General features: G+C 64.5%; 25 protein-coding genes. 11 read left to right on the top strand and 14 right to left on the bottom strand.

Going from position 1 to position 25,679, the window contains the following annotated elements; genetic code table 11:
- Positions 1 to 66 precede the first annotated feature (66 nt).
- Positions 67 to 960, top strand: coding sequence for a branched-chain amino acid aminotransferase (locus ACR9ZN_RS16420; RefSeq protein WP_441770486.1), 894 nt, complete (start codon positions 67 to 69; stop codon positions 958 to 960).
- Between the two features lie 777 nt (positions 961 to 1,737).
- Here the strand turns inward: ACR9ZN_RS16420 and ACR9ZN_RS16415 are convergent.
- Entirely contained in the window at positions 1,738 to 2,736 is a 999-nt protein-coding gene (locus ACR9ZN_RS16415) for an aldo/keto reductase (protein WP_481272686.1), read from the bottom strand.
- A gap of 94 nt (positions 2,737 to 2,830) precedes the next feature.
- Here ACR9ZN_RS16415 and ACR9ZN_RS16410 point away from each other — a divergent pair, with 94 nt between their 5' ends.
- Entirely contained in the window at positions 2,831 to 3,721 is an 891-nt protein-coding gene (locus tag ACR9ZN_RS16410) for a LysR family transcriptional regulator (protein ID WP_454815100.1), read from the top strand.
- 9 nt (positions 3,722 to 3,730) lie between these two features.
- Here ACR9ZN_RS16410 and ACR9ZN_RS16405 read toward each other — a convergent pair whose 3' ends face one another.
- The 4 genes from ACR9ZN_RS16405 to ACR9ZN_RS16390 all read right to left on the bottom strand — a co-directional run bounded on the left by ACR9ZN_RS16405 (position 3,731) and on the right by ACR9ZN_RS16390 (position 7,671).
- A complete protein-coding gene (locus ACR9ZN_RS16405) occupies positions 3,731 to 4,318 on the bottom strand; it encodes a dihydrofolate reductase family protein (RefSeq protein WP_481272685.1) in 588 nt (195 codons plus the stop codon).
- 25 nt (positions 4,319 to 4,343) lie between these two features.
- Complete coding sequence (locus ACR9ZN_RS16400; RefSeq protein ID WP_481272684.1) at positions 4,344 to 4,820, bottom strand: SRPBCC domain-containing protein; 477 nt, start codon at positions 4,818 to 4,820, stop codon at positions 4,344 to 4,346.
- Positions 4,813 to 5,163, bottom strand: coding sequence for an ArsR/SmtB family transcription factor (locus ACR9ZN_RS16395; RefSeq protein ID WP_454815095.1), 351 nt, complete (start codon positions 5,161 to 5,163; stop codon positions 4,813 to 4,815). The genes ACR9ZN_RS16400 and ACR9ZN_RS16395 overlap by 8 nt, the downstream gene beginning before the upstream one ends.
- Positions 5,164 to 5,382: 219 nt before the next feature.
- Entirely contained in the window at positions 5,383 to 7,671 is a 2,289-nt protein-coding gene (locus tag ACR9ZN_RS16390) for a heavy metal translocating P-type ATPase (protein WP_454815093.1), read from the bottom strand.
- Between the two features lie 80 nt (positions 7,672 to 7,751).
- On the opposite strand from ACR9ZN_RS16390, the gene ACR9ZN_RS16385 reads away from it, so the two are divergent.
- Entirely contained in the window at positions 7,752 to 8,180 is a 429-nt protein-coding gene (locus ACR9ZN_RS16385) for a MerR family transcriptional regulator (protein WP_441770491.1), read from the top strand.
- Between the two features lie 31 nt (positions 8,181 to 8,211).
- Here the strand turns inward: ACR9ZN_RS16385 and ACR9ZN_RS16380 are convergent, their stop codons facing one another.
- The 5 genes from ACR9ZN_RS16380 to ACR9ZN_RS16360 are packed head-to-tail and all read right to left on the bottom strand — an operon-like array spanning position 8,212 to position 14,576.
- Positions 8,212 to 9,288, bottom strand: coding sequence for a DUF2218 domain-containing protein (locus ACR9ZN_RS16380; RefSeq protein WP_481272683.1), 1,077 nt, complete (start codon positions 9,286 to 9,288; stop codon positions 8,212 to 8,214).
- Positions 9,285 to 10,127, bottom strand: a complete 843-nt coding sequence (locus ACR9ZN_RS16375; protein WP_454815087.1) for an ABC transporter ATP-binding protein — start codon at positions 10,125 to 10,127, stop codon at positions 9,285 to 9,287. The genes ACR9ZN_RS16380 and ACR9ZN_RS16375 overlap by 4 nt, the downstream gene beginning before the upstream one ends.
- Positions 10,124 to 11,194, bottom strand: a complete 1,071-nt coding sequence (locus ACR9ZN_RS16370; protein WP_454815085.1) for a FecCD family ABC transporter permease — start codon at positions 11,192 to 11,194, stop codon at positions 10,124 to 10,126. The genes ACR9ZN_RS16375 and ACR9ZN_RS16370 overlap by 4 nt, the downstream gene beginning before the upstream one ends.
- Complete coding sequence (locus ACR9ZN_RS16365; protein WP_481272682.1) at positions 11,191 to 12,396, bottom strand: ABC transporter substrate-binding protein; 1,206 nt, start codon at positions 12,394 to 12,396, stop codon at positions 11,191 to 11,193. The genes ACR9ZN_RS16370 and ACR9ZN_RS16365 overlap by 4 nt, the downstream gene beginning before the upstream one ends.
- Positions 12,390 to 14,576, bottom strand: a complete 2,187-nt coding sequence (locus ACR9ZN_RS16360; protein ID WP_454815081.1) for a TonB-dependent siderophore receptor — start codon at positions 14,574 to 14,576, stop codon at positions 12,390 to 12,392. The genes ACR9ZN_RS16365 and ACR9ZN_RS16360 overlap by 7 nt, the downstream gene beginning before the upstream one ends.
- Before the next feature lie 315 nt (positions 14,577 to 14,891).
- Between ACR9ZN_RS16360 and ACR9ZN_RS16355 the strand changes: the two genes are divergently transcribed.
- Entirely contained in the window at positions 14,892 to 15,914 is a 1,023-nt protein-coding gene (locus ACR9ZN_RS16355; RefSeq protein WP_441770497.1) for a helix-turn-helix transcriptional regulator, read from the top strand.
- Positions 15,915 to 15,946: 32 nt separating this feature from the next.
- Here ACR9ZN_RS16355 and ACR9ZN_RS16350 read toward each other — a convergent pair whose 3' ends face one another.
- Positions 15,947 to 16,798 (bottom strand): LysR family transcriptional regulator, encoded by an 852-nt coding sequence (locus ACR9ZN_RS16350; protein WP_481272681.1) that lies wholly within the window; start codon positions 16,796 to 16,798, stop codon positions 15,947 to 15,949.
- A 92-nt stretch (positions 16,799 to 16,890) separates the two neighbouring features.
- Here ACR9ZN_RS16350 and ACR9ZN_RS16345 point away from each other — a divergent pair, with 92 nt between their 5' ends.
- On the top strand, positions 16,891 to 17,349 hold the full coding sequence (locus tag ACR9ZN_RS16345) for a RidA family protein (protein ID WP_454815077.1): 459 nt from the start codon (positions 16,891 to 16,893) through the stop codon (positions 17,347 to 17,349).
- A gap of 32 nt (positions 17,350 to 17,381) precedes the next feature.
- A complete protein-coding gene (locus ACR9ZN_RS16340) occupies positions 17,382 to 18,170 on the top strand; it encodes an SDR family oxidoreductase (protein WP_481272680.1) in 789 nt (262 codons plus the stop codon).
- Here the strand turns inward: ACR9ZN_RS16340 and ACR9ZN_RS16335 are convergent.
- Positions 18,167 to 18,709: a hypothetical protein gene (locus ACR9ZN_RS16335; RefSeq protein WP_454815073.1), complete on the bottom strand. Its 543-nt coding sequence runs from the start codon at positions 18,707 to 18,709 to the stop codon at positions 18,167 to 18,169. The two genes, ACR9ZN_RS16340 and ACR9ZN_RS16335, sit on opposite strands and share 4 nt — an antisense overlap.
- Positions 18,710 to 18,857: 148 nt before the next feature.
- Positions 18,858 to 20,072 carry an alanine racemase gene (locus ACR9ZN_RS16330; protein WP_481272679.1) on the bottom strand — a complete coding sequence of 405 codons (1,215 nt, stop codon included), beginning with the start codon at positions 20,070 to 20,072 and terminating at the stop codon, positions 18,858 to 18,860.
- Positions 20,073 to 20,439: 367 nt separating this feature from the next.
- Between ACR9ZN_RS16330 and ACR9ZN_RS16325 the strand changes: the two genes are divergently transcribed.
- From ACR9ZN_RS16325 to ACR9ZN_RS16305, 5 genes are all read left to right on the top strand, one after another.
- On the top strand, positions 20,440 to 20,880 hold the full coding sequence (locus tag ACR9ZN_RS16325) for a hypothetical protein (RefSeq protein WP_434957451.1): 441 nt from the start codon (positions 20,440 to 20,442) through the stop codon (positions 20,878 to 20,880).
- Positions 20,877 to 21,542: a ribonuclease T2 family protein gene (locus tag ACR9ZN_RS16320; RefSeq protein WP_454815069.1), complete on the top strand. Its 666-nt coding sequence runs from the start codon at positions 20,877 to 20,879 to the stop codon at positions 21,540 to 21,542. Before ACR9ZN_RS16325 ends, ACR9ZN_RS16320 begins: the two co-directional genes overlap by 4 nt.
- Before the next feature lie 21 nt (positions 21,543 to 21,563).
- Positions 21,564 to 21,914, top strand: coding sequence for a cupin domain-containing protein (locus ACR9ZN_RS16315; RefSeq protein ID WP_481272678.1), 351 nt, complete (start codon positions 21,564 to 21,566; stop codon positions 21,912 to 21,914).
- Between the two features lie 447 nt (positions 21,915 to 22,361).
- Positions 22,362 to 23,561, top strand: a complete 1,200-nt coding sequence (locus ACR9ZN_RS16310) for a low temperature requirement protein A (RefSeq protein ID WP_454815067.1) — start codon at positions 22,362 to 22,364, stop codon at positions 23,559 to 23,561.
- On the top strand, positions 23,558 to 24,415 hold the full coding sequence (locus ACR9ZN_RS16305; protein ID WP_481272677.1) for a 23S rRNA (adenine(2030)-N(6))-methyltransferase RlmJ: 858 nt from the start codon (positions 23,558 to 23,560) through the stop codon (positions 24,413 to 24,415). Before ACR9ZN_RS16310 ends, ACR9ZN_RS16305 begins: the two co-directional genes overlap by 4 nt.
- Here ACR9ZN_RS16305 and ACR9ZN_RS16300 read toward each other — a convergent pair.
- The gene (locus tag ACR9ZN_RS16300; RefSeq protein ID WP_434957446.1) at positions 24,412 to 25,674 is read right to left on the bottom strand and encodes an ROK family protein; all 1,263 of its coding nucleotides are present in this window, start codon (positions 25,672 to 25,674) and stop codon (positions 24,412 to 24,414) included. The two genes, ACR9ZN_RS16305 and ACR9ZN_RS16300, sit on opposite strands and share 4 nt — an antisense overlap.
- Positions 25,675 to 25,679 lie beyond the last annotated feature (5 nt).

Here is a 25,679-nt window from a genome sequence, read left to right as displayed (position 1 = left end):
AGCAAACAAGCGTTTTCGACAAAACGCGCTTTGCTCGAGGAAGCGCGAGGCGCTGGAGGATTTGTCATGTCGATGTTGCCCTTCGATCAACGCGATGGCTTTATCTGGTTTGATGGCCAGATGCTGGCCTGGGGCGATGCCAAGCTTCATGTTCTGTCGCATGGGTTGCATTATGGCGGCGCCGTCTTCGAGGGCGAGCGGTCCTATGGCGGCAAGATCTTCAAGTCCTCCGAACATTCGGCGCGTTTCCGCCGTTCGGCCGAGATTCTCGACTTCGCCATTCCCTATTCTGTCGAGGAACTCGATGCCGCCAAGCAGGCCGTGCTCGACAAGAACGGCCTGAAGGACGCCTATGTCAGGCCGGTCGCCTGGCGTGGCTCGGAAATGATGGCCGTGGCCGCCCAGCATGCCACCATCCATACCGCGATTGCGGTGTGGGAATGGCCGAGCATGTTCGACATGGCGACCAAGATGAAGGGCATCCGCCTCGACGTGGCCGAATATCGTCGGCCCGACCCGCAGACCGCGCCCTCGCTGTCGAAGGCCGCCGGCCTTTACATGATCTGCACCATCTCCAAGCATCGCGCGGAGCGTCGCGGCTATGCCGATGCCCTGATGTATGACTGGCAGGGCCGTGTGGCCGAATGCACCGGCGCCAATGTCTTCTTCATCCAGGACGGCAAAATCCACACGCCGATCGCCGACTGCTTCCTGGATGGCATCACCCGCCGCACGGCGATCGATCTCGCCAAGGCTCGCGGCCTGGAAGTGATCGAACGGCGCATCATGCCGGACGAGCTCGGCAGCTTCAGCGAGTGCTTCCTCACCGGTACGGCCGCCGAGATCACGCCGGTCTCAGAGATCCTCGAGCATCGCTATACGCCGGGCACCATCACCCGCACGCTGATCGAGGATTTTAATCAGGCCGTGCGTCCGGAGAGCCAGTCGGCCGCGGCCTGACCGGGCTGAGATCAGCGAGACGAAGCAAGGAGGCAGGCCCACAGGCCTGCCTTTTGCGTCTATGGTACGTAAGGAACGAAACCTGTTGCGGTGGCAACAGCGACAGCCTCGCCGCCGTGCTGGTATAGATGAGGTTGCGGCCAGGATGGGAGCGCGAGCGATGCGGGCATTTCGGCATCTGACCCTAAAGCGTTTTGTGATTTGACGGAATCGTCCAGAATCGCAAAGACGCGTCGAAACAAGGAGTTAGAGCAAATAAGCGTTCGGTCTCGAACGCGCTTTGCTCTAGGGGCTGTCACGGCACTGGCATTCGCTGGCGCTTTCGCGCCGGCTGTCGGCATTGCACGGGACCGCTCGCAAATATTGCGTCTGGCGCCGCTTCAGATCATGTGCATTCGGGCACCATGTCCCTGGGGCGAGATGGCAATCAGATCAGTGGACGCTACCGATTCGCCGCACCCGCTCTATCGAGGGTCGTTGCCCAGGCTGCAGGCAAGGCCCGCCGATGCGGCCGCGATCCGTCGCGCCTGGCGGCAGCGGGCCTGCCTGATCGTCCGGGGCAGTGTGGAAAAGTCCGGCGCCGGCGCCGGCGCGAGCCTGCACGTATCAAGCATCTTGCGGCGATGCTGAGAGCCTGACGCATATTCCCAGGGCCTGCGGGAGATACCGCTCCATCTGTTCGCACCGGCCTGGCCCGATGGAGTTGCCGGCCAGGCCATCCGCAGCCTTGCGCCGCGCCACCTGACCGGCAGATTCGACTGAACGCCTTCCGCCGCTTTACGAGGCGTCGACCAGCGCCATGGCTTCCGGCATGTAGCGTTCGCCGCGGACGTTGGCCAGCGGCATGGCCGCGTCGATGGCGGCAAGGTCTGCTCCGCTGAGGGCAATCCCGGCGGCGGCCGCATTGTCCTCCAGGTGAGGCAACCGCCGTGCACCTGGGATCGGCACGATGAAGTCCCCCTGGTGCAGTATCCAGGCCAGGGCGAGTTGAGCCGGGGTTACCCCCTTGCCGTCGGCGATAAGGGAAAACTCGGCCAACAGGCGCTGATTCGCCTCCATGTTGTCTTCCTGGAAGCGGGGCAGGGATTTACGCCAGTCGTCGTCGGCGAGCGTGCTGTGATCCCGGATCGCGCCGGTCAGCAAGCCGCGGCCCAGCGGGCTGTAGGGCACGAAGCCGATGCCGAGTTCCTGGCAGACCGGCAGAACATCCGCCTCGACATCGCGGCTCCAGAGCGAGTATTCCGTCTGGACGGCGGCAATGGGATGGACGGCATGGGCGCGTCGGATGGTCGTCGCGCCGGCCTCCGACAGGCCGAGGGCCTTGACCTTGCCCTCTCTCACCAGATCCGCCATGGCACCGACCGTATCCTCGATCGGCACGGTGGGGTCGACGCGATGCTGGTAGAAGAGGTCGATGGCCTCGATGCCCAGGCGACGAAGAGAGGCCTCGGCGACGGCGCGCACATGTTCGGGACGGCTGTCCACGCCGATGATGCGGTCCCGATCCTGGCCTTCCGGCGCAATGCGGAAACCGAATTTGGTGGCGATGACCACCTTGTTCCTTACGTCCTTCAACGCCTTGCCGACGAGCTCTTCGTTGGTGAAGGGCCCATAGACCTCCGCGGTATCGAAAAGGGTGATGCCAAGGTCCACGGCGCGATGCAGCGTGCGGATGGCATCCGCCTCGGCTTGGCCGCCATAGGCAAAGCTCATCCCCATGCAGCCGAGGCCGATGGTGGAAACGTTGAGGTTTGAACCGAGCTTGCGTGTCTTCATGGGACGATCCTCCGTGGTGGCGGGGACCATGTACCCAAATACAATGTTCGATAATCCATGCTTTTATGAACAGCTTGTTCTATATGGCTTAACAATGAAGCGAGCCGACTTGCCTGCCCTCGTCATTCTCGCGGCCGTGGCCGATCAATGCAGCTTTCGTGCCGCTGCCCGCAAACTTGGCATGTCGGTCTCCGCCGTCAGCCAGGCGATCACGGGCCTCGAGGAAAGTCTCGGCGTGAGGCTGCTGACTCGCACGACGCGTAGCGTCGCCCCGACCGTCGCAGGGGAGCGGCTGTTGATCCAGTTGCAGCCAGCGCTTGCCTCGATCGAGGAGGCGCTCGATCAGGCGAGCGCCTCGCAGGCCGATATCGCCGGCATGCTGCGTTTCAGTGCACCACGCGCGGCCGTGCAGTCCGTGCTGCTGCCGCTGGCATTGCGGTTCATGCGCCGATATCCGGCAGTGACCGTGGAAATCCTGGCGCAGGATGCCTTCACCGATATCGTGGCGTCGGGGGTCGACGCCGGCGTCCGATTCGGTGAAAGCCTGCATCAGGACATGATCGCCGTGCCGCTCGGGGGTCCGCTGCGCTTTGCCATCGTCGGGGCGCCCAGCTATCTGAACGGTCGTCCTAGGCCGGAGCTGCCCGCCGATCTCCACGATCACGATTGCATCCAGCGTCGCTTCACCGATGGCTCCCTCTATCGCTGGGAACTCGAACGGGACGGCAAGGCGATCGAACTGGCCGTGACGGGCAGCCTGATCGTCAACGACGATGCGCTGATGCTCGATGCCGCCCTTGCAGGTCAGGGGCTGGCACTGCTGATCGAGGGACTTGTTGCCGAGGCGCTCGTGCAAGGCAAGCTCGTGCGCCTCATGGAGGATTGGTGCCCAGCCTTTCCGGGGCTCTTCCTCTATTACCCGAGCCGGCGCCTGATGCGCCCGGCCTTGCGTGCCTTTGTCGATTTCCTGAAGACAGAGGCCTAACCGAAGCCGTTACAGTTTGGCGTAATGCAGCACGGCCACGCCGCAGGGGAAGGGGCGGGCGTCGACGAGCATGAGCCGGGTCGTTTTGCGAAGCTCGCCGAGGACTGCCTTGCCGCTGCCGAGCAGAGCCGGATTGACGATGAAATGGAACTCGTCGATCAGCCCGGCCTCCGCCAGGGACGACACCAGGATGGGGCCGCCATAGACGATGATGTCCTTGCCGGGTTCCTGCTTGAGGCGGGTGACCTCTTCGGAGAGGCCTGACCTGGCGATTTCGGTATTGGCCCAGCGCGTCTCTGTCAGCGTGCGGCTGAACACGATCTTGCGCATGTCGCCGATCGCCTTGGCGAAACTTGACTGGGGGCTGGCGGAATCCTCCGCAACCATCTGCCAATGCTGGTGAAAGCCTTCCTCTGCCATCACGCGGCTGAGCAGGATACAGTCAGAGGAAAAGTTGAGATCGTGGTGGTAGCGGCGCAATTCCTCATCCCAGCCCCAATCCGGTGCCCAGTTCCACACCATCCAGTCATTGATGCCATCCTGGCTCGAACTGAAGCCATCGGCGGAGATCTGCATTTCCAGCTTGAGCTTGCGCATGGCCTGGCCTCGCTGTGGGAGAATTTCAGGGCGACACCTCGGCGAGATAGGCTTCGAGCCTGTCGAAGCTCTGGTTCCAGCCCTCACCATGGCCGTCCCGCGAGGCGAGGGAGGTGAAAATGGCCTGGTGAAAGCGCATCAAGGTCTGGCCGTTCTCATCCTTGAAGGTGACGGTGACGATGGTCTCGGGGCCGGGATTGCCGTCGTCGCCTTCCCAGGCATGGGTGAAGACGAGGCGGGCAGGCGGCTCCACCTCCAGATAGGTGCCGCGAACCCAATGATCCGTGCCATCAGGCGCATGCAGGCAGGTGCGGTAGAAGCCGCCGGGGCTGCAGTCGAACGCGTGGGATGTGGCGCTGAAGCCCTTCGGCCCGGGCCAGCGGGCAAGGTGCTGTGGGTCCGTCCAGGCCTTGAACACCAGTTCGCGCGGCGCCTTGAACAGACGGGTGATGACGAGTTCGTGCTCGCCGGCCGCCGGGGCAGCCTGGGAGTGGCTAGTCATGTTTGTCGTCCTTGTTGTTTCCTCGGGCCTGGAGTTCGGCGAGATAATCGTCGAGACGGTCGAAGCTCTCGTCCCAGAAGCGGCGATAATGCTGGACCCAGTCGAAGGCTTGCCGCAGCGGCTCGGCCTCCAGCCGGCACGGGCGCCATTGCGCCGTGCGTCCGCGGCTGATGAGGCCGGCCTTTTCCAGGACCTTGAGATGCTTGGAGATGGCGGGCTGCGTCAGCGTGAAGGGCTCCGACAATTGCATGACGGTTGCCTCGCCCCCGGCCAGCCGGGCCAGGATGGCCCGGCGGGTCGGATCGGCGAGGGCCGAGAAGGTGTCGCTGAGATGATCGGGCATCGTATATAGCCATATAGTTAATTAACCTAGTGGCTATATACGATATCTAGGGACGACGCGTCAAGGTTGATTTGTTCTGTGTTTGAAAGGGCGGATCCTGGTTAGGGCGCGCGACCCCTCATCCCCCTGCCGGGACCTCTAGTCAACTCAAGACAGTTGACGACACCCGCAGGGGGATGAGGGGTGATACGCGGCCTAGAAAGAAGGGGCTGGATCGCCTCAGCCGGCCTTCACCCGCAAGAGCCGGAGTGCGTTCAGGGTGACCAGCACGGTCGCGCCGGTATCGGCTAGGATGGCCGGCCACAGGCCGGTGATGCCGGCGATGGTGGTGACCAGGAACACCGCCTTCAATCCGAGCGCCATCGTAATGTTCTGATGGATGTTCGTCATGGTCCGCCGCGACAGCGTGACCATGCTGGCCACGTCGCTGACGCGCCCATGCAGGACGGCGGCGTCGGCCGTCTCCAGAGCGACGTCGGTGCCGCCGCCCATGGCGATGCCGATATCGGCCGCCGCCAGCGCCGGCGCATCATTGATGCCGTCGCCGATCTTGGCCACGGTCAGTCCCTGCGCCTTGAGTTCGTTGACGATGCGCTGCTTGTCCTGCGGCAGCAATTCGGCATGCACTTCCAACCCGAGTTTGCCGCCGATGGCCTGGGCGGTGCGGGCGTTGTCGCCGGTGAGCATGAGAGTGCGCACGCCGGCAGCACGGAGGGCCGACAAGCCGGCGATGGCATCCTCGCGTGGCTCGTCGCGCATGGCGATGAGGCCGGCCGGCGTGCCGCCGGCCAGGAGCACCGAGACGGTCTTGCCTTCCTGGTTGAGGGCCTCTATGCGCGCGGTGATTTCGGCGGAGAGTGCCGTTTCGCTCGCCGCGGCCTTGGGCGAGCCGAGGAAGAGCGCGAGGCCGTCGATGCTGCCGGTCACGCCTTTGCCGCCGAGCGCCTTGGAGTTCGTGGCAACGGACGTGAGGATGTTCTGTTCGGCGGCCTTGGCCAGGATCGCGGTGGCGAGCGGGTGGCTGGAACCGGCTTCAAGGGCGGCGGCCAGCCGCAGCACCTCGGCTTCCTGGCGGCCGAGCGGCACGATGTCGGTCACCTTGGGCTTGCCCTCGGTGAGCGTGCCCGTCTTGTCGAAGGCGGCGGCGGTGATCTTGCCGACGGTTTCGAGCACGGCGCCGCCCTTCATCAACAGGCCGCGGCGCGCGCCGGCTGAGAGCGAGGCGGCGATCGCCGCCGGCGTGGAGATGACGAGGGCGCAGGGGCAGCCAATCAAGAGGATCGCCAGGCCCTTGTAGATCCATTCGTTCCAGGAAGCGCCGCCGATGAGGGGAGGCAGGATCGCCACCAGGGCGGCCACCACCACCACGCCCGGCGTGTAGTAGCGCGAGAACCGATCGATGAAGCGCTCGGTCGGCGCCTTGCTTTCCTGGGCTTCCTCGACCAGCTTGACCACCCGGGCTATGGTGTTGTCGGCGGCGGCCGCCGTCACGCGGATGCGCAGCGCCCCGTCGCCATTGACGGTGCCGGCGAAGACGGTGTCGGCGGTCTCCTTGCGCTTGGGTGTGCTCTCGCCGGTGACCGGTGCTTCGTCGATGGAGCTCTCGCCCGAGACGATGACGCCGTCGGCGGGAATGCGGTCGCCCGGCCGCACCAGGATCACGGCGCCAACGGCGAGGGTTTCGGCCGGAACCTCCTTGGTGCGTCCTTCTTCTTCGAGAAGAGCGGTCTTCGGCACCAGGCTGGCGAGAGACTGGATGCTGGCGCGTGCCTTGCCGGCGGCGACGCCCTCCAGCAATTCGCCGACCAGGAACAGGAAGACCACGGCGGCGCCTTCCTCGGCCGCTCCGATGATCACCGCGCCGACGGCGGCGATGGTCATCAGCATCTCGATGGTGAAGGGCATGCCGTAGCGAGCCGCGACGAAGGCGCGCCGTGCGATCGGAATGAGACCGACCAGCATGGCGATCTCGAAAGACCAGACCGCGATCGAAGGGAAGAGGTGTCCGATGCCATAGGCGGCCACCAGCGCGATGCCGGCGGCGATGGTGAGGACGCCCTTGCTGGAGCGCCACCACGGGCCGGAGGAGGGGGCATGATCATGACCATGCAGGTCGGCGAGGGTCGGGGCCTCGCCCTGGGCGCCGTGATCGTGCTTGCTGTGGTCGTGTCCAGCGTGATCGTGTCCGGTATGATCGTCATGGTCGTGACCAGAGCAGGCGCCGTGATCATGATCATGCTTATGATCGTGAGCGGGCTTCGCTCCCACGGCCGCCGGCGTCGAGGCACTCAGGGGCGACACCTTGTAGCCGAGGCGGCGGACCCTGTCCTCGACGGCGCCGAGATCCTGGCCGTCGCCATGCTTGACCGTCATGGTGCCGGCCGTCACCGAAACCGAGACGTCCTCCACGCCGGTGACGCCGCGCACGGCCTTGTCGATCTTGCTGGCGCAGGAGGCACAGTCCATGCCTTCCACGCGGTAACGGGTCTGGCTTGCAGCGATTGCCATTTCGAGTCTCGCATTTCGAATGGGTTGTATCTTCTGCAAAGGGGACTACATCCTCTAGTGGCTAGAGGAGCAAGCGGAAAATGAAGCTTTCAGGCGTGGCGATCGGCGAGGCGGCCAAACGTAGCGGCGTCAAGGTGCCGACCATCCGTTACTACGAACAGGTCGGCCTGCTGCCGGCGCCGCCGCGCACCGATGGCAACCGGCGTCTCTATGAGGCAGCCGATGTGCGCCGGCTCGCTTTCATCCGCCATGCGCGGGAACTCGGCTTCGAGGTCGATGCGATCCGAACCCTGCTCGATCTGCAGGACAATCCCGGCCAGTCCTGCGCGGCGGCCGATGCCATCGCCCAGGCTCGCCTCATCGAGGTGGAGCAGCGCATTGCCAGCCTGCAGGCGTTGAAGGTGGAGCTGCAGCGCATGGCGGAAGGCTGCCGCCACGGCCGCGTCGACGAATGCCGCGTGATCGAGATCCTGGCCGATCACGACAAATGCCTGCATGTGCATCACTGAGCGCGGCGCGTCCCGGCGCCGCAGCGCTTTCTCAATGAGCGATCTCGTCATGCCCCCTGCGCCAATAGGCGACGATGAGATGCTTGTGCTGGCGCAGGCCGCGCTCGCCCAGAAGCTGGGCGCGCAAAGTGCGGAAAGCCTGGTATTCGCAGCCCACCCAGGCATAGAGGCGGGAACCGTCGCCGGGGAGAGCGGTGCGGCTGACCGCATCGACCAGTAGATTCGTGGTGCCGGCCGGCGCGCCGTTGCGGAACAACCATTCGATCTCGATGGCCGCTGCAAAATCGAGCTGCTGTATCTCGCTTTCGTCGGCGACCTCGATGAGGGCCTTGCCGCGCGCGCTTGCGGGCAGGCGCTCCAGCATGCGTCCGATTGCCGGAAGCGCGGTTTCGTCACCCACGAACAGATACCAGTCGGCCTCTGCCAGGCCGCCGCCGCCCGGGCCGAGAACGCCGACCTCCTCGCCCGGCTTCACGCTTTCCGCCAGGATGGAGCCCGGGCCAGCATCGGCATGGCGCACGAAATCGATATCGAGCGTACCCGCCGCAACGTCGAGCGAGCGCACGGTATATTTGCGCAGGCTGGGTTTGCGATCGGGATCGGGCCAATGGATCAGCCCGTCCGGACCGACGCTCGGCCATTGCGCCTCGGACAGGTCGGGGTGCTGGGCGAGGATGTTGAGATGCAGTGCCTCCATAGACTGATAGCGCGAGACGTCACTGGCGGAAAAGGTGATACGGCGCATCCGAGGCGTCACATCCTTTACTCCGATCACCCGGAAGATCTGGAAGTTGGGAGGACGTGAGATCTCCGTGCCATCCCCAGTCCAGGCGATGGCGGGCCGGCGGCCCTGGGCAAATTCCAGGATATGCGAGGCTACGGCCTGACGGATGAAGTAGAGTTCCTCGAGACTCTCCGCCTCGGTGTCGACCAGTGTGGCTGGGCCGGTCTTCGAAAAGCGAGCCTGGGCGCCGCGGAAACGAAGGATATGGGCGCCGTCGCGCTGCTCGACCGCCGCACCATGTTCGATGAAATGCTCGCAGAGCGGCCCGATCACCGCTTCGGGGTCAGGCAATTCGATGCGGGCCTGGGCGACAAAACGCTTCATGGGTTTGCCTTCTGGTGTTGATGGGTCGGGGGGATGTCCGAGCGGCTGCTCCGCTCGACCACACCGTCGACCATGATTTGCAGCCGTCCCTGCGAACAGTGCTCCACCCGAGCCTCGACGTCGTAGACATCGGCCAGCATGCGCGGGGTGAGGATTTCGTCAGGCGGTCCGGCGCCATGGAGCTTGCCCTGGCGCATGACGATGAGGTCGTCGGCCCATTGCGCGGCCAAGGCGAGATCGTGCAGCACGGCCACCACGATGCGCCCACCCGCGGCATAGTCCTTGATGCTGCGCATGATGAAATATTGCCGCGACAAATCGAGTGCGCTCGTGGGTTCGTCGAGAAGCAGCACGGGCGGTGCGCAGGCGATGGCTTGCGCCAGGCTGGCCACCTGCTTCTGTCCGCCGGAGAGCCGGTCGAGCGGCAGGGAGGCGAGATAGGGCACGCCGAGACGGGTGAGGACATCCAGCGCCTGCTCGGCATGCGAGCCTGCGCCTTCGCCGGCCTGGGCGACCCGCAGGGTCGCGATCACCGTTTCCAGCACGCTGAGGGAGACGTCGAGCGGCAGAGCCTGCGGCATGAAGCCGACCAGCCTCGCCCGTGCGGCGGGGCTGATGCGGGTGAGGTCGCGCTCGCCCAGCGCGACCTCACCGCGCATGCGAATGAGATGGGCCATGGCGCGCAGCAGGGTCGACTTGCCGGCACTGTTGGGGCCGACCAGCGCCACCAGCCGCCCCGGCTGCAGGGGGGGCAAAGTGAGATCGGCGATGATGTCATGCCCGCCATAGCCGGCATGAAGCCCGCGCACGACGAGTGTGGGGGTATGATCCGCTTTCATCGGCCTTTCCCCAGCGTTCGCAGCACCAAGGTGAAGAACACGGGCAGGCCGATCAGCGCTGTCACCACGCCGACGGGCAGCAGCAGGCCAGGTATGATCAGCTTGGTGACGATGGAAGCGACCAGCATGACCAGCGCCCCCACAGCCATGCTGGCGGGCAGCAGGAAGCGATGGTCCTCGCCGACCAGCAGCCGCGCAATATGGGGGCCGACCAGGCCGACGAAGCCGATCACGCCGACGAAGGCCACCGCGGTGGCCGAGAGCAGGCCGACGCGCAGCAGCGATCCAAGCCGCAGCCTGGCAATGTCGACACCGAGGCTGCGGGCGCGTTCCTCCCCCAGGCGCAGCAGCGTGAAGCGCGAGGAAGCCGCCAGCGAGAAGGGAATGCTGACGGCGAGCACGACGGCCAGGATCAGGGTGGAGCCGGCATCCGCGCGCACCAGGCTGCCCATGCGCCAGAAGACGAGCTGCTGCAGGGCATCGGTCGAGGCCATGAATTGCAGCAGCGACAGCAGGGCTTCGGCCGACAGGCCGATCGCGATGCCAAACAGGATCAGGGTCTGCGGACTGGCGCCGCGCCAGCGGGCGAGCGCGTGGATCGCCCCCAGCGAGAGGACGGCGAACAAGAAGGCATTGGCCGAAACCATCCAGCCCGCCGGTAACCCGGGCAGCGACAGGCCCAGCACGATCGCCACCGCCGCGCCGAGAGCGGCGCTGTAGGACACGCCGAGCGTGAACGGTTCGGCGAGGGGATTTCCGAGCACCGTCTGCATTTCCGCACCCGCCAAGGCAAGGGCGGCGCCGACCAGCAACGCCATCACGCTCATCGGCAGGCGAACCTGCCAGACGATAACCTGGATGGGGCGGGCCACCTCGTCCGTGCCGAACAGAGCCGCCAACGTGTTGTGCAGGCCGACACTGGACGGGCCGACGACGAGGTCGATCGAGAAGGCGGCGAGCCCGAGTGCGATCAGTGTAAGGACCAGGAGCAGGCGGCGGCGCTGGCTCGCGCGATAGTCGGTGAGGGCGGTGCGGCCGGAGCCATCGGTGGAAGGGACGGGGCTCATGGCGCCGACGGACCCGTCACAGGTCTCGCATCGATCCAGAAGGTTCCCTCGATCGGGGCTGCCAGGAAGCTCCGGTTGATCTCGGCCAGGGTCTGCGCCGGGTCGAGATCGGCGAACAGCTCCGGATGCGTCCATTTCGCCAGGCATTCGACCGCCAGGATGTTCAGGGCCGAAATGGCGACCTGGTGCGACAGGCCATAGGCGCGGCCTTCACGCACGGCGCTGAGTTCGCCGAGGAGATTGCGCTGGACCACGGCGCGCAGGGAGGTGCGGGCTGTTTCCGGCTCGATGCCGGCGCCGAGAACGAGGCCGCCGCGCTTGGCCAGATGCGAGCCGCCGGTGCCGACATAGACTTTTGGATCGGCGGCCAGGACATATTCGGGGCTGAGCTGGCCATCATAGCCGGGAATGATGTCCGCGCCGAGTACGCGGCCGCCGGCAAAGGCCAGGTCATGCGTGATGGGATTGTCCGCGCCGGGGGCGGAGCAGCATTGCAGGCCGGCATGGGCATCGACGAGGACCTGGGGCCAGGTGCCCCGGGGCTTCGTCTTCTCGCCTCGAAGTCGCTGTGCGATGGCGTCGTAGCGAGCCTTCAGGAAGGCCGCAAAGGCTTCGGCACGGGTATCCTGGCCGATGGCCCTGCCAAGCAGGCGGATCGAGGCGATGGTTGCCTCGCCGGCTCGCCTGCTGTTGCGGGGCGAGTCGAGAAAGATCACCGGCACGCCCGCGGCTTCGAGCTTGGCCGCGATCGCGTCCCAATCGGGCTGCCAGATGCTGACGACGAAAAGATCGGGCTGCGCGCCGAGGATCGCCTCGACCGAGCTGTTGGCGGGCGAAACCGCGCCGACCACGGCAGTGTTGTCGATCTCGGGGAAGCGGCGGCGAAAGGCATCGTAGAGGCCGCGATCGAAACGCTGCGGCGCGGCCCAGCCGGCCAGCTTGGAGATTGGCTGCGGATCGACGAGGGCCAGCGACAGCAGGACGAGGCTGTCATTGGTGACGATGCGCTTGGCCGGCTGTTGCAGGCGAACCTCGCGGCCGGCGGCGTCCGTCAGCCGGATCTCGGCCTGGGCCACCGATACCAGGCTCATGGCAGCCAGGATGAGGCTGCCGAGCAAGAGGAGGGTCATACGCACGCGAGCCACCATTCCGGTGACTGCGGCCTGCGGTTCGGTGCGGTAGAACTCTGCGATCATCACCATGTGTATTTCAGATTCGCGGTGATGGCGCGTGCCGCACCGTAATTGCAGCTGCCACCGGTCCTGTTGAGACAGTGTGAGACATAGGTCTTGTCGAACAGGTTGGTGACGTTGACCCGAAGGGTCGTGCCCTGGAGTTCCTTGCGCAGCGTGCCGAAATCATATTCCGCGCCAAGATCGACCAGCATGCGGCCGGGAATACGCAACTCCGGATAATAGGTGACATCGGTCTGATAGGAGGAGGTTGCGCGCATGCCGGCGCTCAGGGACAGGCCGGGCACAATGCCGGGGCGATAGAGAGCCCACAGGCTCGCCTGGTGCTCGGGCAGCCGCAGCATTTCCCTGCCACGCTCCACCGCATTGGTAGAAGATAGCACCTTGGAGGCCGAATAGGCGTAGGAGGCCATCACCTGGAACTGGGGCGAGAAATCGTATTTCCCTTCCAGTTCGATGCCACGAACGCGCTGTCGGCCACTCTGAACGGAGAAACGAATATCGCGCGAGTCTGGTGTCAGGGCATTATCGGTCGTGAGCTGGAAGGCTGACACGCTCACCATGGCCCCGCCGCCAGGCGGTTCATATTTCAAACCGACTTCGTACTGCTCTGCCGTCAGTGCCTTGAATGGCGCCTTGTCAAGGCTGGAACCAAGCAACGGCAGGAAGGAGGTCGAGTAGCTCGCATAGGGTGCCAGCCCATTGTCGAACAGGTAGGTTAGCCCTGCGCGCCCGCTCAATTGCCTGTCCTTGGTGGTAACAGGTGCCTTACCTCTGGGCATGCGGTCTTTCGTATCAATCTGCGAGATGTCGTAGCGCAGGCCGAGCGTTGCGACCCAGCGGTCATAGCGGACCTGGTCCTGGATGTAGGCGCCGACTTGGTTCTGTGTCTGCAGGCCGGAGCGCTGAAGCGGGGCCAGTGGAAACGGGCCATTGCCATAGACGGGATCGAGGATGTCGATCGGCCGTGTCGGGCCGCTATTGCCGAAATTGGTCGACGAGGTGCCATGCACATAGTCGAGGCCCGCCAGCACCGTGTGATCGAAGCGGCCGGTGGCAAATTTGGCCTCGATCTGGGTGTCGACCGTGAAGGCCGATAGCGTGTCCTGCGACATGGCAGTGACGCGGTCGAGGGTACGTCCGTCGGACTGCCAGGCAAAGGCGGGGTTCACCAGCACCAGTTTCATGCTCTGGTCGGAGCGGCCGTAGCGCAGGTTCTGGCGCACCGTCCAGGTGTCGTTGAAACGGTGCTCGAACTCGTAGCCCAGATGGAAATAGTCGCGGTGGAAGTGGCCCCAATCCGGCTCTCCAAGGAAGATGTCGCGCGGGATCTGGCCCTTGGGATTGCGCAGCAGCGTGCCCACGGCCGGATAGAAGCGCGGATTGAAGACCGGCCGATCATTCTGATAGTAGCCGTAAAGCGTCAGCGTGGTGTTCTCGTCGGGGCGCCAGCTCAGGCTCGGCGCGATCAGGAACTGCCGGTCGCGCTCATGGTCGATCTGGGTGTTGAGGTTCTTGGCCAAGCCGATCAGCCGATAAGACCAGGCGCCGTCGTCGCTGAGGGGGCCGGTGAAGTCGAAGGCGCCCTGGATGCCGCCGAAAGCGCTGGATTGCAGCGACATTTCGCGGCGGGCGGTGGTGAGCGGGCGCTTGCTGACCTGGTTGATGAAGCCGCCCGGCACCGTGCGCCCATAGAGCACCGAGGCCGGGCCCTTGATCACCTCGACGCGATCAAGCGTATAGGGGTTGATGGCGGGATTGGCGTAGGCGCTGGGATCGCCGGGCAGCCCGAGCCCGTCGAGCCAGGTTGTGGCGTAGGTGTTGAAGCCGCGGATGTAGAGCCAATCATAGCGGATATCGTTGCCGTTCGGGTCCGACATCACGCCCGGCGTGTAGCGCAGTGCCTCGGCAACCGTATTGGCACCCTGCGCATCCATCTGTCCGCGCGTGACGACGCTGACCGCCTGTGGTGTTTCGATCAGGGGCGTATCGGTCTTGGACGCGCTCTTGTTGCGCTTGGCCACCACGCTCCGCTCACCGCTCGGGCCACCTGTCGCCTGGACGACGACCGGATCGAGCTCGATCGGTTGCGACGTCGCCGTGCCATTCTGCTGCGCCAGGGCGGCGGGCGCGGACACGCCATGGAGAAGGACGATGGTGAGCGTCAGCCCGGAGACGTTTGCAACCATACGCAATCGCAACACAAATTCTGCGCAGTCTAGATTAATTCTAGATTTTGAATTTCGTAACGATCCACTGGTAACGCTGCGATTGTATTCTAGTTTTGATCTATTCAAAAACATGCGAGGCCCAGGGAATTGACTTACTAGGTGAGTTTAATTATCGGCTATGGCATTGTTTCGTACTTGGCAATGTTAAGGTCTTTGCGCGACGATCTTAGATCTTTGCGCGCCGATGAAATCTTTGGTGACGGATGATCGCGGCGTCCCAAGCCCTGACTCTGGGGTGGAGAGATGTCGGACGTAGACGGAAGGGCTTTGCCGATGAGTACAGTGTCAAGCCAGCGCGGGCAGGCTACCGGCGGCGAGCTCAAGGCCATTCGCGTGCGCGATTTCCTCGAAAGGGACCGGGTTGCCCTCGATAGCCCCGACAGCCGCCTGTCGATGGATGATATCCTGATGGAAGGCGAGTTTATGCACCGGGAATTGCGCCCGGGCCTGTTCTTGCATGGCGGCGATGTGGTCGAAGAGCACGCCTTTACGGTCACCTCGCATCTGCAGCCGGGCCTGTCCTGCATCTTCTTCGTGGACGGCAAGGTGGGGCTTGGGATCGGCGACCGTCATTTTGAGTTTCGGGGCGGGCCGCGCGGGGCGATGGAAGGCGTTGCCATCATGAGTACCACGCCCGAAATCTTCCGCAGGATCTCGCGGGAACGCCAGCATGTCCGCCATCTGGTCGTGTCCGCCTCGCCGGAATGGCTGCAGATCGAAGGCCTTGAAGCGGTGCATGGCGATGGGGTCGTGGCCGGGCTGCTCAAGGATCATCTGGGCGAGCATCGCTGGATGTTGACACCGCGCCTGGCCGAGCTGGTGCGGCAGGTCATGACGCCGACGGCCTTCGCGCCGGAACTGCGCAATCTCTATCTGGAGGGGCGCGCCGTGGAGATCGTAGCGGAGACCATCGCCGCGGCGACGCGGACGGATCGCGGCAAGCCCGCCAGCGGTGCTTTGGCTCGTCAGGATCTGGTCCGCCTGCGGCGCGCCAAGGATTTGATCGAAGCCCATCTGGCCGAGTCGCTCAGCATCGAGGCGATCGCCCGGGAGGCGGGGGTCTGCGCCAGCGGCTTGCAACGGTTGTTCCGGTTGGGGGAGGGCCATAGTGTCTTCGACTATGTGCGGCGCATTCGGTTGGAACATGCCCATGCCGCCCTGCTGTCGGGCGAGAAGAGCGTGCAGGAGGCCAGCGAGCTGGCGGGCTATGCCAGCCCGGCCAATTTTGCCACCGCTTTCCGTCGCCAGTTTGGCATCACTCCCCGCGAGGTGCTGGGCGCGCGACGGGCCCATTGAGGCCTCCGGACCATCCATGAACCCGCCTGGTGTCAGGCGATCAGCTTGGCACGCAGAAATGAGGCGAGCTGCTGTGTGGGATTGCTCGGTTCTTGCGCCAGGAACAGGCCGAAATAGGCAGCCGGCGGCGGTGGCAGGCGATATCGCGGCTCGAGGGTCTCGCAATCGGCCGGGAGCGTTTCCGGCAGCATCAGGCTGATGCCGAGACCGGCCCTCAGTGCCCCGACCAGTGCCGCGAAGGTGGTGACGTGGCAGGCGATCGTCCAGGCGATGCCGGCCTCGGCGAAGGCGACGGCCGTCCGATCCTGCCAGGTGCAGGATTCCTCGAAGGCAACCAGCGGTACCGGCTCGTCGACGGGCAGGTCGATCAGGCGGCTGCCACCCCAGACCAGCCGGCGCGACCAGTGGAAATGCGGTGACGACCCGAAACGGGAGGGGTCGGCGATGACGATATCGCAGCGACCGTCCCGCACGGCGAGGTCGAGGTCGGGGCTGTGGGCCGTCATCAGGTCGAGCTCGATCCGGGGGTGCTGCTGGCGGAAATCGGCCAGCAGCAGCGGCAGTTGCGTCAGCGCGAGATCCTCGACCAGTCCCAGCCTGATCCTGCCGGCCAATTGCTGGCCCTCGATCTGCCGCCGGGCATCGCTGGTCAGGGCGAGCAGGCGCCTGGCATAGGCCGCCAGTGTCTCGCCGGCCTGCGTCAGCGAGACGCCGCGCGAGGTTCTGTCGAGCAGTCTGGCACCGAGATCGCTTTCGAGCCGCTGCAATTGCATGCTGACCGCCGCCTGCGTCCGCGACAGCCGCTCGGCTGCCGCGCTGATCGTCCCGGTTTCGGCGGCCGCAAGCAGGGCACGCAAGAGATGGGGATCCAGATCCCTGACCATAAATTATCCTGATATCGAAATAATCATTATAAGAATACTTTTTAATTACCGGATCTGGCAAGTCTGCTCCCGCTAAATTGCAGGAGGCCATCATGCTCGCCAAACGGTTTCACGAACTCGGTCTCGCACCGCCGCTGGTCGCCCGCGCCGACCTGCCATTTGCGCCTTGCGTGCGTGTCGGCGACATCGTCTACATTTCCGGCCAGATCCCGGAGCGGGGGGAGGAAGTTGTCGCGATCGGCAAGGTCGGCGAGGATGTGAGCCTCGACGAGGCCCGCAAGGCCGCCGAATTATGCGCCGCCAACGTGCTGTTCTGGCTCGACGCGGCATTGCAGGGGGATCTCGACCGGGTCGTTCGCATCGCCAAGGTCGCGGTCTATGTCAATGTGGCGCCGGGATTCAGCCAGATCTCGCAGGTGGGCAATGGCGCCTCCGAACTGTTTCTCAAGATCCTCGGATCACGAGGCGAGCATGCCCGCTCCGCGCTGGGGATGGCGTCGCTTCCCCTCGGCGTAGCCGTCGAGGTCGATGCCATCGTGCATGTCCGATAGGCAAGATTATTCATAAGATATTGGAAAATGGAATGAATCTCGGCATAGATGGAAAACGCGCCTTGATCCTGGGCGGCAATAAGGGCCTTGGTCGCGGTGTCGCCGCGCGCCTGGCGGAAGAAGGCGCGGCGGTTGCCGCTGTCGGCCGTGACGATCAGGCGCTCAAGGGGACGCTCGACGACCTTCACCGTTTTTCGCCGGCCTCGTTCGGGATTCGGGCTGACCTCGACGATCCCTTGCAAGTGACGCAAATGCTCGAACAGGTCGATCGTGAATGGGGCGGTGTCGACATTCTGTTGCTCAATGGCGGCGGGCCGCCGCCCTATGGCGCCTGCGATACCGACGCGGCCCGATGGCATCGGCAGTTTGACGCCATCTTCATGACAGGGCTGCGCATCGCCGCCCATCTCCTGCCTGGCATGCGCTCCCGGCGCTGGGGGCGGCTCCTCGTGGTGTCATCCACAAGCGTGCGCGAGCCGATCAAAGGGCTCGCGGCATCGAATGCCCTGCGGGCGGCGGTGGCCGGATGGGCAAAGAGCCTGGCCAGCGAGGTTGCGGCCGACGGCATCACCGTCAACCTTCTGCTTGCCGGCCGGCTCGACACCGAACGCACCAAAGTGCTCGATCGTCTCGATGCCGAGGCGCGCGGCGTCGCGGCCGAGACGATCGCAGCGGAAAGCCAGGCCGAGGTTCCGATCGGGCGCTACGGTACGCCCGACGAATTCGGCGCCGTTGCCGCTTTCCTGGCCAGTGATCTGGCTTCCTATGTCACCGGCACGGCCATTCCGATCGACGGCGGCCTGGCGCGAGCGATCATCTAGTTGGGGAGCAGCCCCAACCGTTGCCTCGCGCTGGCCATCGTGGGACCACCGGCTACGACGATCGACATGTCGGTTCCCCTGACATCGGCACGGGCCAGCCCGATGATGCGGCCCATCTGGGGCGTGCTCTTGGCAAAGGAGAACGTCAGCACGACCGAATTTGCCTGTTTACGTGCGCCAATGAGGTGGCCGTCGATTCCCGCAAGGTTCGGAGAGCCCTCGGTAAGCAGCCGGAGTGCCTGGAAGAGCTTGGCGTCGGTGAGGGACCGATTGGCCAGCACGCCCCGGAAACCCTGTGCGCTGCCGTTCGACAAGGATGCAGTTCCGGTCATTACAAAGCCCGGCCCACCGCAGCGCGCGCTCCTGCAGATAAGCCCCTTGGAGAGGTGCGCGCCCGACGGCGCGTAGTATGCCAAATTGCGGGCTTCCTCCCAGCCTCGCAATGCCAGGCCGGCATCGGTCGCCGGTGAAAGCGATACGCGTCCAGCACAAGAGGCCAAGGCAAGGCAAACGGCGAAAATACCGAGAAGACGGATCAAGAGAGCCCCCAAAGCATAGAACAAGTGGTATATTCCACTACGTCATCAAGCTAGGGGCAGTCCTCGTCGTGAGCAAATGATTTCGAAGTTCAGGTCTTCGAAGTTCAGGTCAATGCCGGGGCGGGAAAAGAACAGGACAAGAAGAGCGCTACTCCGCCGCGATTGGAATGCTCACGCCGGGCTCTTCCTCGAACGGAGTTTCCAGCTCGACGAAACGGTCGGGGAAGAAGCCGTTGAAGTGGGTGCGCAGGCCGAGCGAATAGGCACCGATATGGCCGATCTCGATCCAGTCGCCGGTGTCGACAGTCTCGGGCAGATAGAAGGGGCGGGTCAGGATGTCGACGGAATCGCAGGTCGCGCCGCAGATGCGGAAGGGCAAGAGCTTGTCGGACGAGCCATTGCGGCGTTTGCGGGCGGGATCGGGGATGAAGCGGGTGGGCAGCAGCAGCTTGCCCGTCCATGAATCGGAGAGCGAGGCCCAGACGCCATCATTGATGTAGAGGCGCTGGCCCTTCTTGAGCAGCACGCGCACCATCACCGACAGGCAGCGCGCCACGATCACGCGGCCGGGTTCGGCCACCAGCGGCAGGTCGTCCAGTTTCCAGTCGGCGATATCGACGCCGATCTGGCGCATCAGGGCCTCGGTGGTCGGCGTGCCCTGGTTCGAGCCCTTCTTCTTGGGATCCACGCCATATTGCGCCGGAAAGCCGCCGCCGATGTCGAGGCTGACGATATCCTCCTTGATGCGCGAACGCACCCAGGCAACGGAAGCGAGTGCCCGCTCATAGGTCTCGGGATCCTCGACCTGGGAACCGACATGGAAGGCGATGCCGGTCTTGAAGCCGATGCCGGCCATGCGGTCGAGCAGCTCAACGGCATGTGTCGGCGTGGCGCCGAATTTCTTGGAGAGTTCATAGGCCGCCGCACCCTTGGTGGCCAGGCGCAGGAACAGCGTGATCTCCTCGGGCGGAATATCGAGGGCGCGCACGATGCGCAGGATCTTGGCGACCTCGTCCTCATGGTCGAGCGAGAGCTCGCGGATGCCATAGGTCTCCAACGCCAGCCGGATATGGGACTGGGCCTTGACCGGATGCATATAGAGCAGTTCGCAATTGGGAGAGGCTGCGCGGGCCGCCTCGAATTCGGCAGGGCTGGCCACATCGAAGGAGGTGATGCCGGCCTCGGCCAGCACCTTGAGGATCATCGGTTCGCCATTGGTCTTTACGGCATAGGCAGTCTTGCCGGGAAACTGCGCCATGAACTCGCGCGCATCGGCGGCCAGGACCTGCGGACGGAAACCATAGACCGGCTCGTCCGGGCGGAGCGCCAGCGCAGCTTCGCGGGCGGTGGTGAATTTCTGCATGGCCGAATCGACGCCCCGTTTCATGATCCATGTTTAAGCCTGTTCATGGCTGCTGCAAAACGACCGTCTTTCCTGACAGAAATGTGACGGCAGCGATGAGGGGAGAAGCGGCCCCGCCAAACTGGGTCGATTACGGCACGCACGGCCATGTGTTCTGCCTGAACGGTGTCTCCCGCCACCGTGACTCAAGCATGGTCCGAAATTCCTAGACACGGCGCTTCATCGGCCTGGACATTCGCCGCAGGCGGTGATTGCATCGGTCTTATCCGGACCGGAAGCGATTGGGGCTCGGCCGCACGGCTTGGCGCTTGACGGGCGGCCTCGGCACGGACAGATTCGCACAGTTGCTGATTTAAGGATTCTCATCATGCGTATTGCCGGTCTTGCCGCCGTCCTGCTGGCTGCATCCTGTGCGCCGGCGCTTGCCGCCTCGGCGCTGGAAAAGAATTTCTGGCTGTCCGGGCCCAACTACGACGCCATCCTGCCCCATTGCGCCGACAAGGCCGTCTCCGATCAGATCGCTGCGCGCTTTGCCCGCAAAGAGGCCAATTATTGGCACTCCAACCTGGCGATCCAGCAGATCGATCGTCATCGCCAGATTGCCTTTTCGCCCTGGGGCCCGAGCTATATTCCGCGCCGCTTCTGCGTGGCCCGGGTGCTGACCAATGACGGGCATTACCGTCGCGTTTCCTATGCCATCGCCGAGGATACCGGCTGGATCGGCGCAAGCTGGGGCGTGGAATGGTGCGTCGACGGCACCGATCACAATCTGGCCTACGCACCCGCCTGCAAGATGGCGCGTCCGTGATCCGTCTTCTGCTCGCGGCCATTGTCATGGTGGCGGCGAGCAGCGGCCTTGCCGCGCGTGAGATCCGCGGCGGGGCGCCGGGGGATTTCGATCTCTATCTGCTCGCACTGACCTGGTCGCCGGGCTTCTGCGCTACGGGCGGGGCGACCAAGCAGCCCGATCAATGCGATATGGGATCGCGCCTCGGCTTCCTCGTGCACGGCCTGTGGCCGCAGGGGGAGCGCGACTATCCCACCGAGTGCAATCCCGGTGCCTTCGTACAGCGGCGCGATCTCGCCGCAACCAGGGGGGTGATGCCCTCGGAGGGCCTTGCTCGCTATGAGTGGCGCAAGCACGGGGCCTGCTCGGGCCTGTCGCCGGCGCGCTATTTCGAGGCGATGGCGACGCTCTATCGCCGCATCGTCGTTCCCGAGGCCTATAGGAGCCCGGCACAGGATAGCCGCGCCGCGCCCATCGAGATCGAGCGGGCCTTTTCGCAAGCCAATCCTGGCTTGCGGCCCGACATGATGACCGTGGTCTGCAGCCGGGGCGAGCGCGGCAGCGTGCTGACCGAATTGCGCATCTGCCTGAGCAAGGATCTGCGCAGTTTCCGGACCTGTCCGACGCAGCTGCAATATCAAGGCTGCCGAACGCGAAACATTCTGATACCAGCGCTCAACTGACATTGGTCTTGGTGAACCGGCATGGCTCTATGGCTTAAATTCGCAGGCACGGGGGAAGGGGAGGCTGAGGCGGGAGCGCCCAAGCCCGAGCGGCTGGAGGCCGGCAATCCGGCGTTCCGCACCTGGAACAGCTATGAGAGCGCCGACGGCAAGACCTTCTGCGGCATCTGGGAGGCGACGCCGGGGCGCTGGCGCATCGTCTATGAAGAATGGGAGAGCTGCACCCTGCTCGAAGGCCACTCCATCGTCACGCCGGATGGCGGGGCGCCGGTGGAATTGAAGCCCGGCGACACCATGATCCTCGAGCCGGGCTTTGCCGGTAGTTGGGAAGTGGTAGAGACGACGCGCAAGAGCTACGTGATCCGGCTTTGAATACCAACCGAGTGGTCCTCTATGCAGATTGGTATGAAAGGCTGGGTGCGCGCGGCCTTTGAGTATTACTGAAGCGTTACCTGGCCCTTTCGCCTTCAATCCCTCGGTCGAATACTCGTGGCAGATGGAGGCGTTGAGATAGAGCTCGGCCTTGTTCGCGATGGAAACACGGGTTGCAGCTGCCGCGGCTATTTCCAGCTACATCACGAAATCGATGAAGGCATGCGCAGCCCGAGGGGGCAACGGATCCCTGGGAACGGCGAGCACCTGGATCACACTGGATTGCCGGACCGCCTGGCGGAGGCCGACGTGCCGGCGGCATGGGTCTGGTTGGAGAGTAAGCCCGAGCCGTAGACTTCCTCCTCCTGTGCCGCCAGGCTGCCATTTCCCCTCTTGCCACGCCAGCGGGTTCCCGGCGATATGGGGTGGGCGGAGGTAACAGGTACAATGACAGCAGAGCAGAGCGGCACCACTAGTTTTCTGCGCGAGCGCGATGGTCATGAGGCCCGCGTTTCCTATGCGGAACTCTTCTTCGATCTCGTCTACGTCTTCACGGTGACGCAGCTTTCCCACTCGCTGTTGGAGCATCTTTCCTGGGGCGGGGCGCTCCAAACCCTGGTGCTGTGGTTCGCCGTCTGGCTGGCATGGCAATATACCTGTTGGTTCACCAACTGGTTCGATCCTGAGAAGACGCCGGTTCGCATCTGCCTCTTCGCCTTGATGGCGCTCGGGCTGATCATGGCGGCGGCCTTGCCGGAGGCTTTCGGTGAGCGCGGGCTCATCTTTGCGCTCTGCTTTGCGGCCATCCAGGTCGGCCGCACCGCCTTCGCCGTGTTCAGTCTGGGCGCCGGCACGCCGATCTCCCGCAATTTCCAGCGCATGATCGGCTGGAACCTGATCGCGGCCTGCATCTGGATCGCCGGCGGCCTCGCGGAGGGCGAAACCCGGATCATGCTGTGGATCATTGCGGTGGCCTGCGAATATTTCGCCCCCTGGTTCGGCTTCTGGTTGCCCGGGCTCGGGCGCTCGGATCCCGGCAAGGAATGGACGGTGGAAGGTGGCCATATCGTCGAGCGCTGCGCGCTCTTCGTCATCGTGGCGCTGGGTGAGTCCGTCCTGGTCACAGGAGCCACCCTCGCCAAATCGCCGGCCTGGGATGCGCCCGGCCTGATCGCCTTCTTCGTCGCCTTCCTCGGTTCTATCGCCATGTGGTGGGTCTATTTCGACATCAGCACCAAGGACGCCACGGAGGCCATCGTCGAATCCGAGAATCCCGGGCAGATCGCCGCCTATACCCATTATCTGCACGTAGCCCTGATCGCTGGCGTCATCGTCACGGCCGTTGGCAATGATTTGTCGATCGCGCATCCCGCCCATCATGTCGATTTCGGGGGCATGGCGGTGATTTTCGGCGGGCCGGCCATCTATCTGATCGGCAACGCGCTCTATAAGCGCCTGATCTATGGCGGTGTGCCGATCACCCACGTCGCCGGCCTGCTGGCACTGGCCATTATGGCGCCGTTCGCCTTCATGACCGATCTGTTGATGATCAGCGGCATCACCACCGTCATTCTCCTCGTCGTGGCGATCTGGGAAGGCTATATCGGCAGGAAAGCAAAATCGAAGGCTCTGCATCACGCATCATGAACTATCGCCACGCCTTCCACGCCGGCAACTTCGCCGACGTACTCAAACATATCGTGCTGGCGCGTATCCTGACCCATCTCGGGGCCAAGGATGCGCCCTTCCGCGTGATCGACACCCATGCGGGCACCGGGCTCTACAATCTGGAAGCCAGCGAAGCCCGCCGCACCGGCGAATGGCTGGAGGGCGTCGGCTTGGTGGCCGAAAATCCGCCGCCGGCACGGGTCGCGGAACTGATCGCGCCTTGGTACGGCCTGTGCCAGGGGCTGATGGCCCAATCTCCGCCGCTCTATCCGGGCTCGCCCTGGCTTGCCGCCGATCTGACGCGGGACCAGGATCGCCTGGTCTTTTGCGAAAAGCATCCGGAGGATGCCGACAGGCTGCGGGGGAACTTTGCCCGCGGTAAGCGGGTCAAGGTGATGGAGGGCGACGCCTGGGACCTGCTATCAGGCCTGTTGCCTCCGCCCGAGCGGCGTGGCCTCGTCTTCATCGATCCGCCTTTCGAGGAGGACAACGAGTTCCGCACCATTGCCGAAGGGTTGGCGCAGGCCCTGCGGCGGTGGGCAACGGGCGTCTACGCCATCTGGTATCCCATCAAGGGTATGCGCGAGGTGGAGAGTTTCGCCCGCAAGGTAGCAGTTCTGCCTGTTGCCGGCCGCATCCTGCGGTTCGAACTCAGCCGCTATGCCGTGCAGCGTATCGATCGCCTCAATGGCTGCGGCATGATCATCCTCAACCCGCCCTGGAAGCTGGACGAGGAACTGCGGGCCGTGGGTGCCTATCTCGCGCCGCTCTTCGCCAAGGAAGGCAGTGGTCTCGTGCGCCTCGACTGGCTCAAGCAAGACGACACGCCCTAGGGCGTGTCGGCCCGTGCGGACTCGCCCAGCGAGGTGATGGGACGGGCGCTGGCGGTCAGTGATGCTCGAGGTGCGAAATCGATGAAAAGCGGCAGGCTCGCCGCGCCCAAGGCATGGGCGATCGAGCCGAATGTTCCCAGGCGCAACACCGGCGCGGTGCGGGCCTCGGGAATGGCGGCGGCGAGCGCCGTTTCGAGGCGCGTGACGATTTCCTGCATGATCGCTGGCCCGAGGTCGCCATCGACAACCACATTGGGAACATCGAGCAGGGCCTGCGCCGACAGGACCGGGCCGACCAGGGCATCGACGCAATCGGTGATCCATTCCTCCAGTACGGCGGGACTGCCGGCAATGGCCGCCGGCAGGTCGTGCGGCCCGGCGATCTTGCGGCCATGCCAGCTAAGATGGCGCATCAGGGCTGCAATGGATGCGCGGGCCAGCAGGATGTCGTAGGAGCCTTTGGGCGCGGGTACCGAAGGCAAGCGGGAGGGTGGCACCGGCAGCATGGCGACATCGCCGGCATTGCCCTGGGAGCCGCGACGGTAGTCGCCGCCCAGCACCACGCCGCCGCCAATGGCCGGACCGAGGAAGAAATAGACGAAATCGTCGGATTCCCGGCCGAAGCCATAGAAGAGTTCGGCGATGGCGGCAGCCGTGCCGTCATTTTCGGCATGGACGTCGAGACCAGTCAGGCTCTGCAGAGCCGCGGCGAAATCATAGCCATCCCACAGCGCCAGCGTGTCGATCTCCAGATTGAGCCGGTCGAGCCAGGCGCCGAGATTGTAGGGTTGGGCCAGGCCGATGCCGAGCACGCGCCCGGGCGACAGGCTGTCGGCAATGGCCTTGAGGTCGGCTACATCGGCCGCGACCACGGCCAGGGCCTCCTGAGGGGCGGGCAGGGGATAGTCATGCGAACGTTTGTCGACCAGTTGGCCGCCGAGATCGACAAGGGCGGTCTCGATGCGGTTGCGGTCGATCCGCACCCCGATGCCATAAGCGCCTGTCGGCTCCAGGCGCAACAGCGTTGCCGGCTGGCCGCGCTGGCCGTGATAGCGCTTGCCGACCACGGAAATCAGCCCGAAGGCCTGCAGGTCCGAGACGATCTCGCCGATGGCGGTGTTGGTAAGGTTGGCGGCGCGGGCAAGGTCCGCCTTGGAGGCTTCGCGCAGGCGTCGCAGTCGTTGCAGCACGACACGGTGGTGGTAGTGACGGATGCGCGCGGAGGTCAATCCGCGTTCCGCCATCGACGCGGGCGCCATGGCTT

It is taken from the genome of Labrys sp. HAY1-8F (assembly GCF_056754975.1).
Note: the sequence above shows the minus strand (reverse complement) of the source record. Positions and strands in the feature narration are given on the sequence as shown.

Coding starts and splice junctions, on each gene's coding strand:
- ACR9ZN_RS16360 (WP_454815081.1), bottom strand. CDS start 14,576: ATGGTTGCAAACGTCTCCGGGCTGACGCTCACCATCGTCCTTCTCCAT.
- ACR9ZN_RS16405 (WP_481272685.1), bottom strand. CDS start 4,318: ATGCGCAAGCTCAAGCTGGAAATGCAGATCTCCGCCGATGGCTTCAGT.
- ACR9ZN_RS16395 (WP_454815095.1), bottom strand. CDS start 5,163: ATGCCCGATCATCTCAGCGACACCTTCTCGGCCCTCGCCGATCCGACC.
- ACR9ZN_RS16370 (WP_454815085.1), bottom strand. CDS start 11,194: ATGAGCCCCGTCCCTTCCACCGATGGCTCCGGCCGCACCGCCCTCACC.
- ACR9ZN_RS16330 (WP_481272679.1), bottom strand. CDS start 20,072: ATGCAGAAATTCACCACCGCCCGCGAAGCTGCGCTGGCGCTCCGCCCG.
- ACR9ZN_RS16390 (WP_454815093.1), bottom strand. CDS start 7,671: ATGGCAATCGCTGCAAGCCAGACCCGTTACCGCGTGGAAGGCATGGAC.
- ACR9ZN_RS16415 (WP_481272686.1), bottom strand. CDS start 2,736: ATGAAGACACGCAAGCTCGGTTCAAACCTCAACGTTTCCACCATCGGC.
- ACR9ZN_RS16385 (WP_441770491.1), top strand. CDS start 7,752: ATGAAGCTTTCAGGCGTGGCGATCGGCGAGGCGGCCAAACGTAGCGGC.
- ACR9ZN_RS16345 (WP_454815077.1), top strand. CDS start 16,891: ATGCTCGCCAAACGGTTTCACGAACTCGGTCTCGCACCGCCGCTGGTC.
- ACR9ZN_RS16420 (WP_441770486.1), top strand. CDS start 67: ATGTCGATGTTGCCCTTCGATCAACGCGATGGCTTTATCTGGTTTGAT.
- ACR9ZN_RS16400 (WP_481272684.1), bottom strand. CDS start 4,820: ATGACTAGCCACTCCCAGGCTGCCCCGGCGGCCGGCGAGCACGAACTC.
- ACR9ZN_RS16300 (WP_434957446.1), bottom strand. CDS start 25,674: ATGGCGCCCGCGTCGATGGCGGAACGCGGATTGACCTCCGCGCGCATC.
- ACR9ZN_RS16340 (WP_481272680.1), top strand. CDS start 17,382: ATGAATCTCGGCATAGATGGAAAACGCGCCTTGATCCTGGGCGGCAAT.
- ACR9ZN_RS16375 (WP_454815087.1), bottom strand. CDS start 10,127: ATGAAAGCGGATCATACCCCCACACTCGTCGTGCGCGGGCTTCATGCC.
- ACR9ZN_RS16350 (WP_481272681.1), bottom strand. CDS start 16,798: ATGGTCAGGGATCTGGATCCCCATCTCTTGCGTGCCCTGCTTGCGGCC.
- ACR9ZN_RS16355 (WP_441770497.1), top strand. CDS start 14,892: ATGAGTACAGTGTCAAGCCAGCGCGGGCAGGCTACCGGCGGCGAGCTC.
- ACR9ZN_RS16380 (WP_481272683.1), bottom strand. CDS start 9,288: ATGAAGCGTTTTGTCGCCCAGGCCCGCATCGAATTGCCTGACCCCGAA.
- ACR9ZN_RS16305 (WP_481272677.1), top strand. CDS start 23,558: ATGAACTATCGCCACGCCTTCCACGCCGGCAACTTCGCCGACGTACTC.
- ACR9ZN_RS16365 (WP_481272682.1), bottom strand. CDS start 12,396: ATGGTGATGATCGCAGAGTTCTACCGCACCGAACCGCAGGCCGCAGTC.
- ACR9ZN_RS16315 (WP_481272678.1), top strand. CDS start 21,564: ATGGCTCTATGGCTTAAATTCGCAGGCACGGGGGAAGGGGAGGCTGAG.
- ACR9ZN_RS16310 (WP_454815067.1), top strand. CDS start 22,362: ATGACAGCAGAGCAGAGCGGCACCACTAGTTTTCTGCGCGAGCGCGAT.
- ACR9ZN_RS16410 (WP_454815100.1), top strand. CDS start 2,831: ATGAAGCGAGCCGACTTGCCTGCCCTCGTCATTCTCGCGGCCGTGGCC.
- ACR9ZN_RS16325 (WP_434957451.1), top strand. CDS start 20,440: ATGCGTATTGCCGGTCTTGCCGCCGTCCTGCTGGCTGCATCCTGTGCG.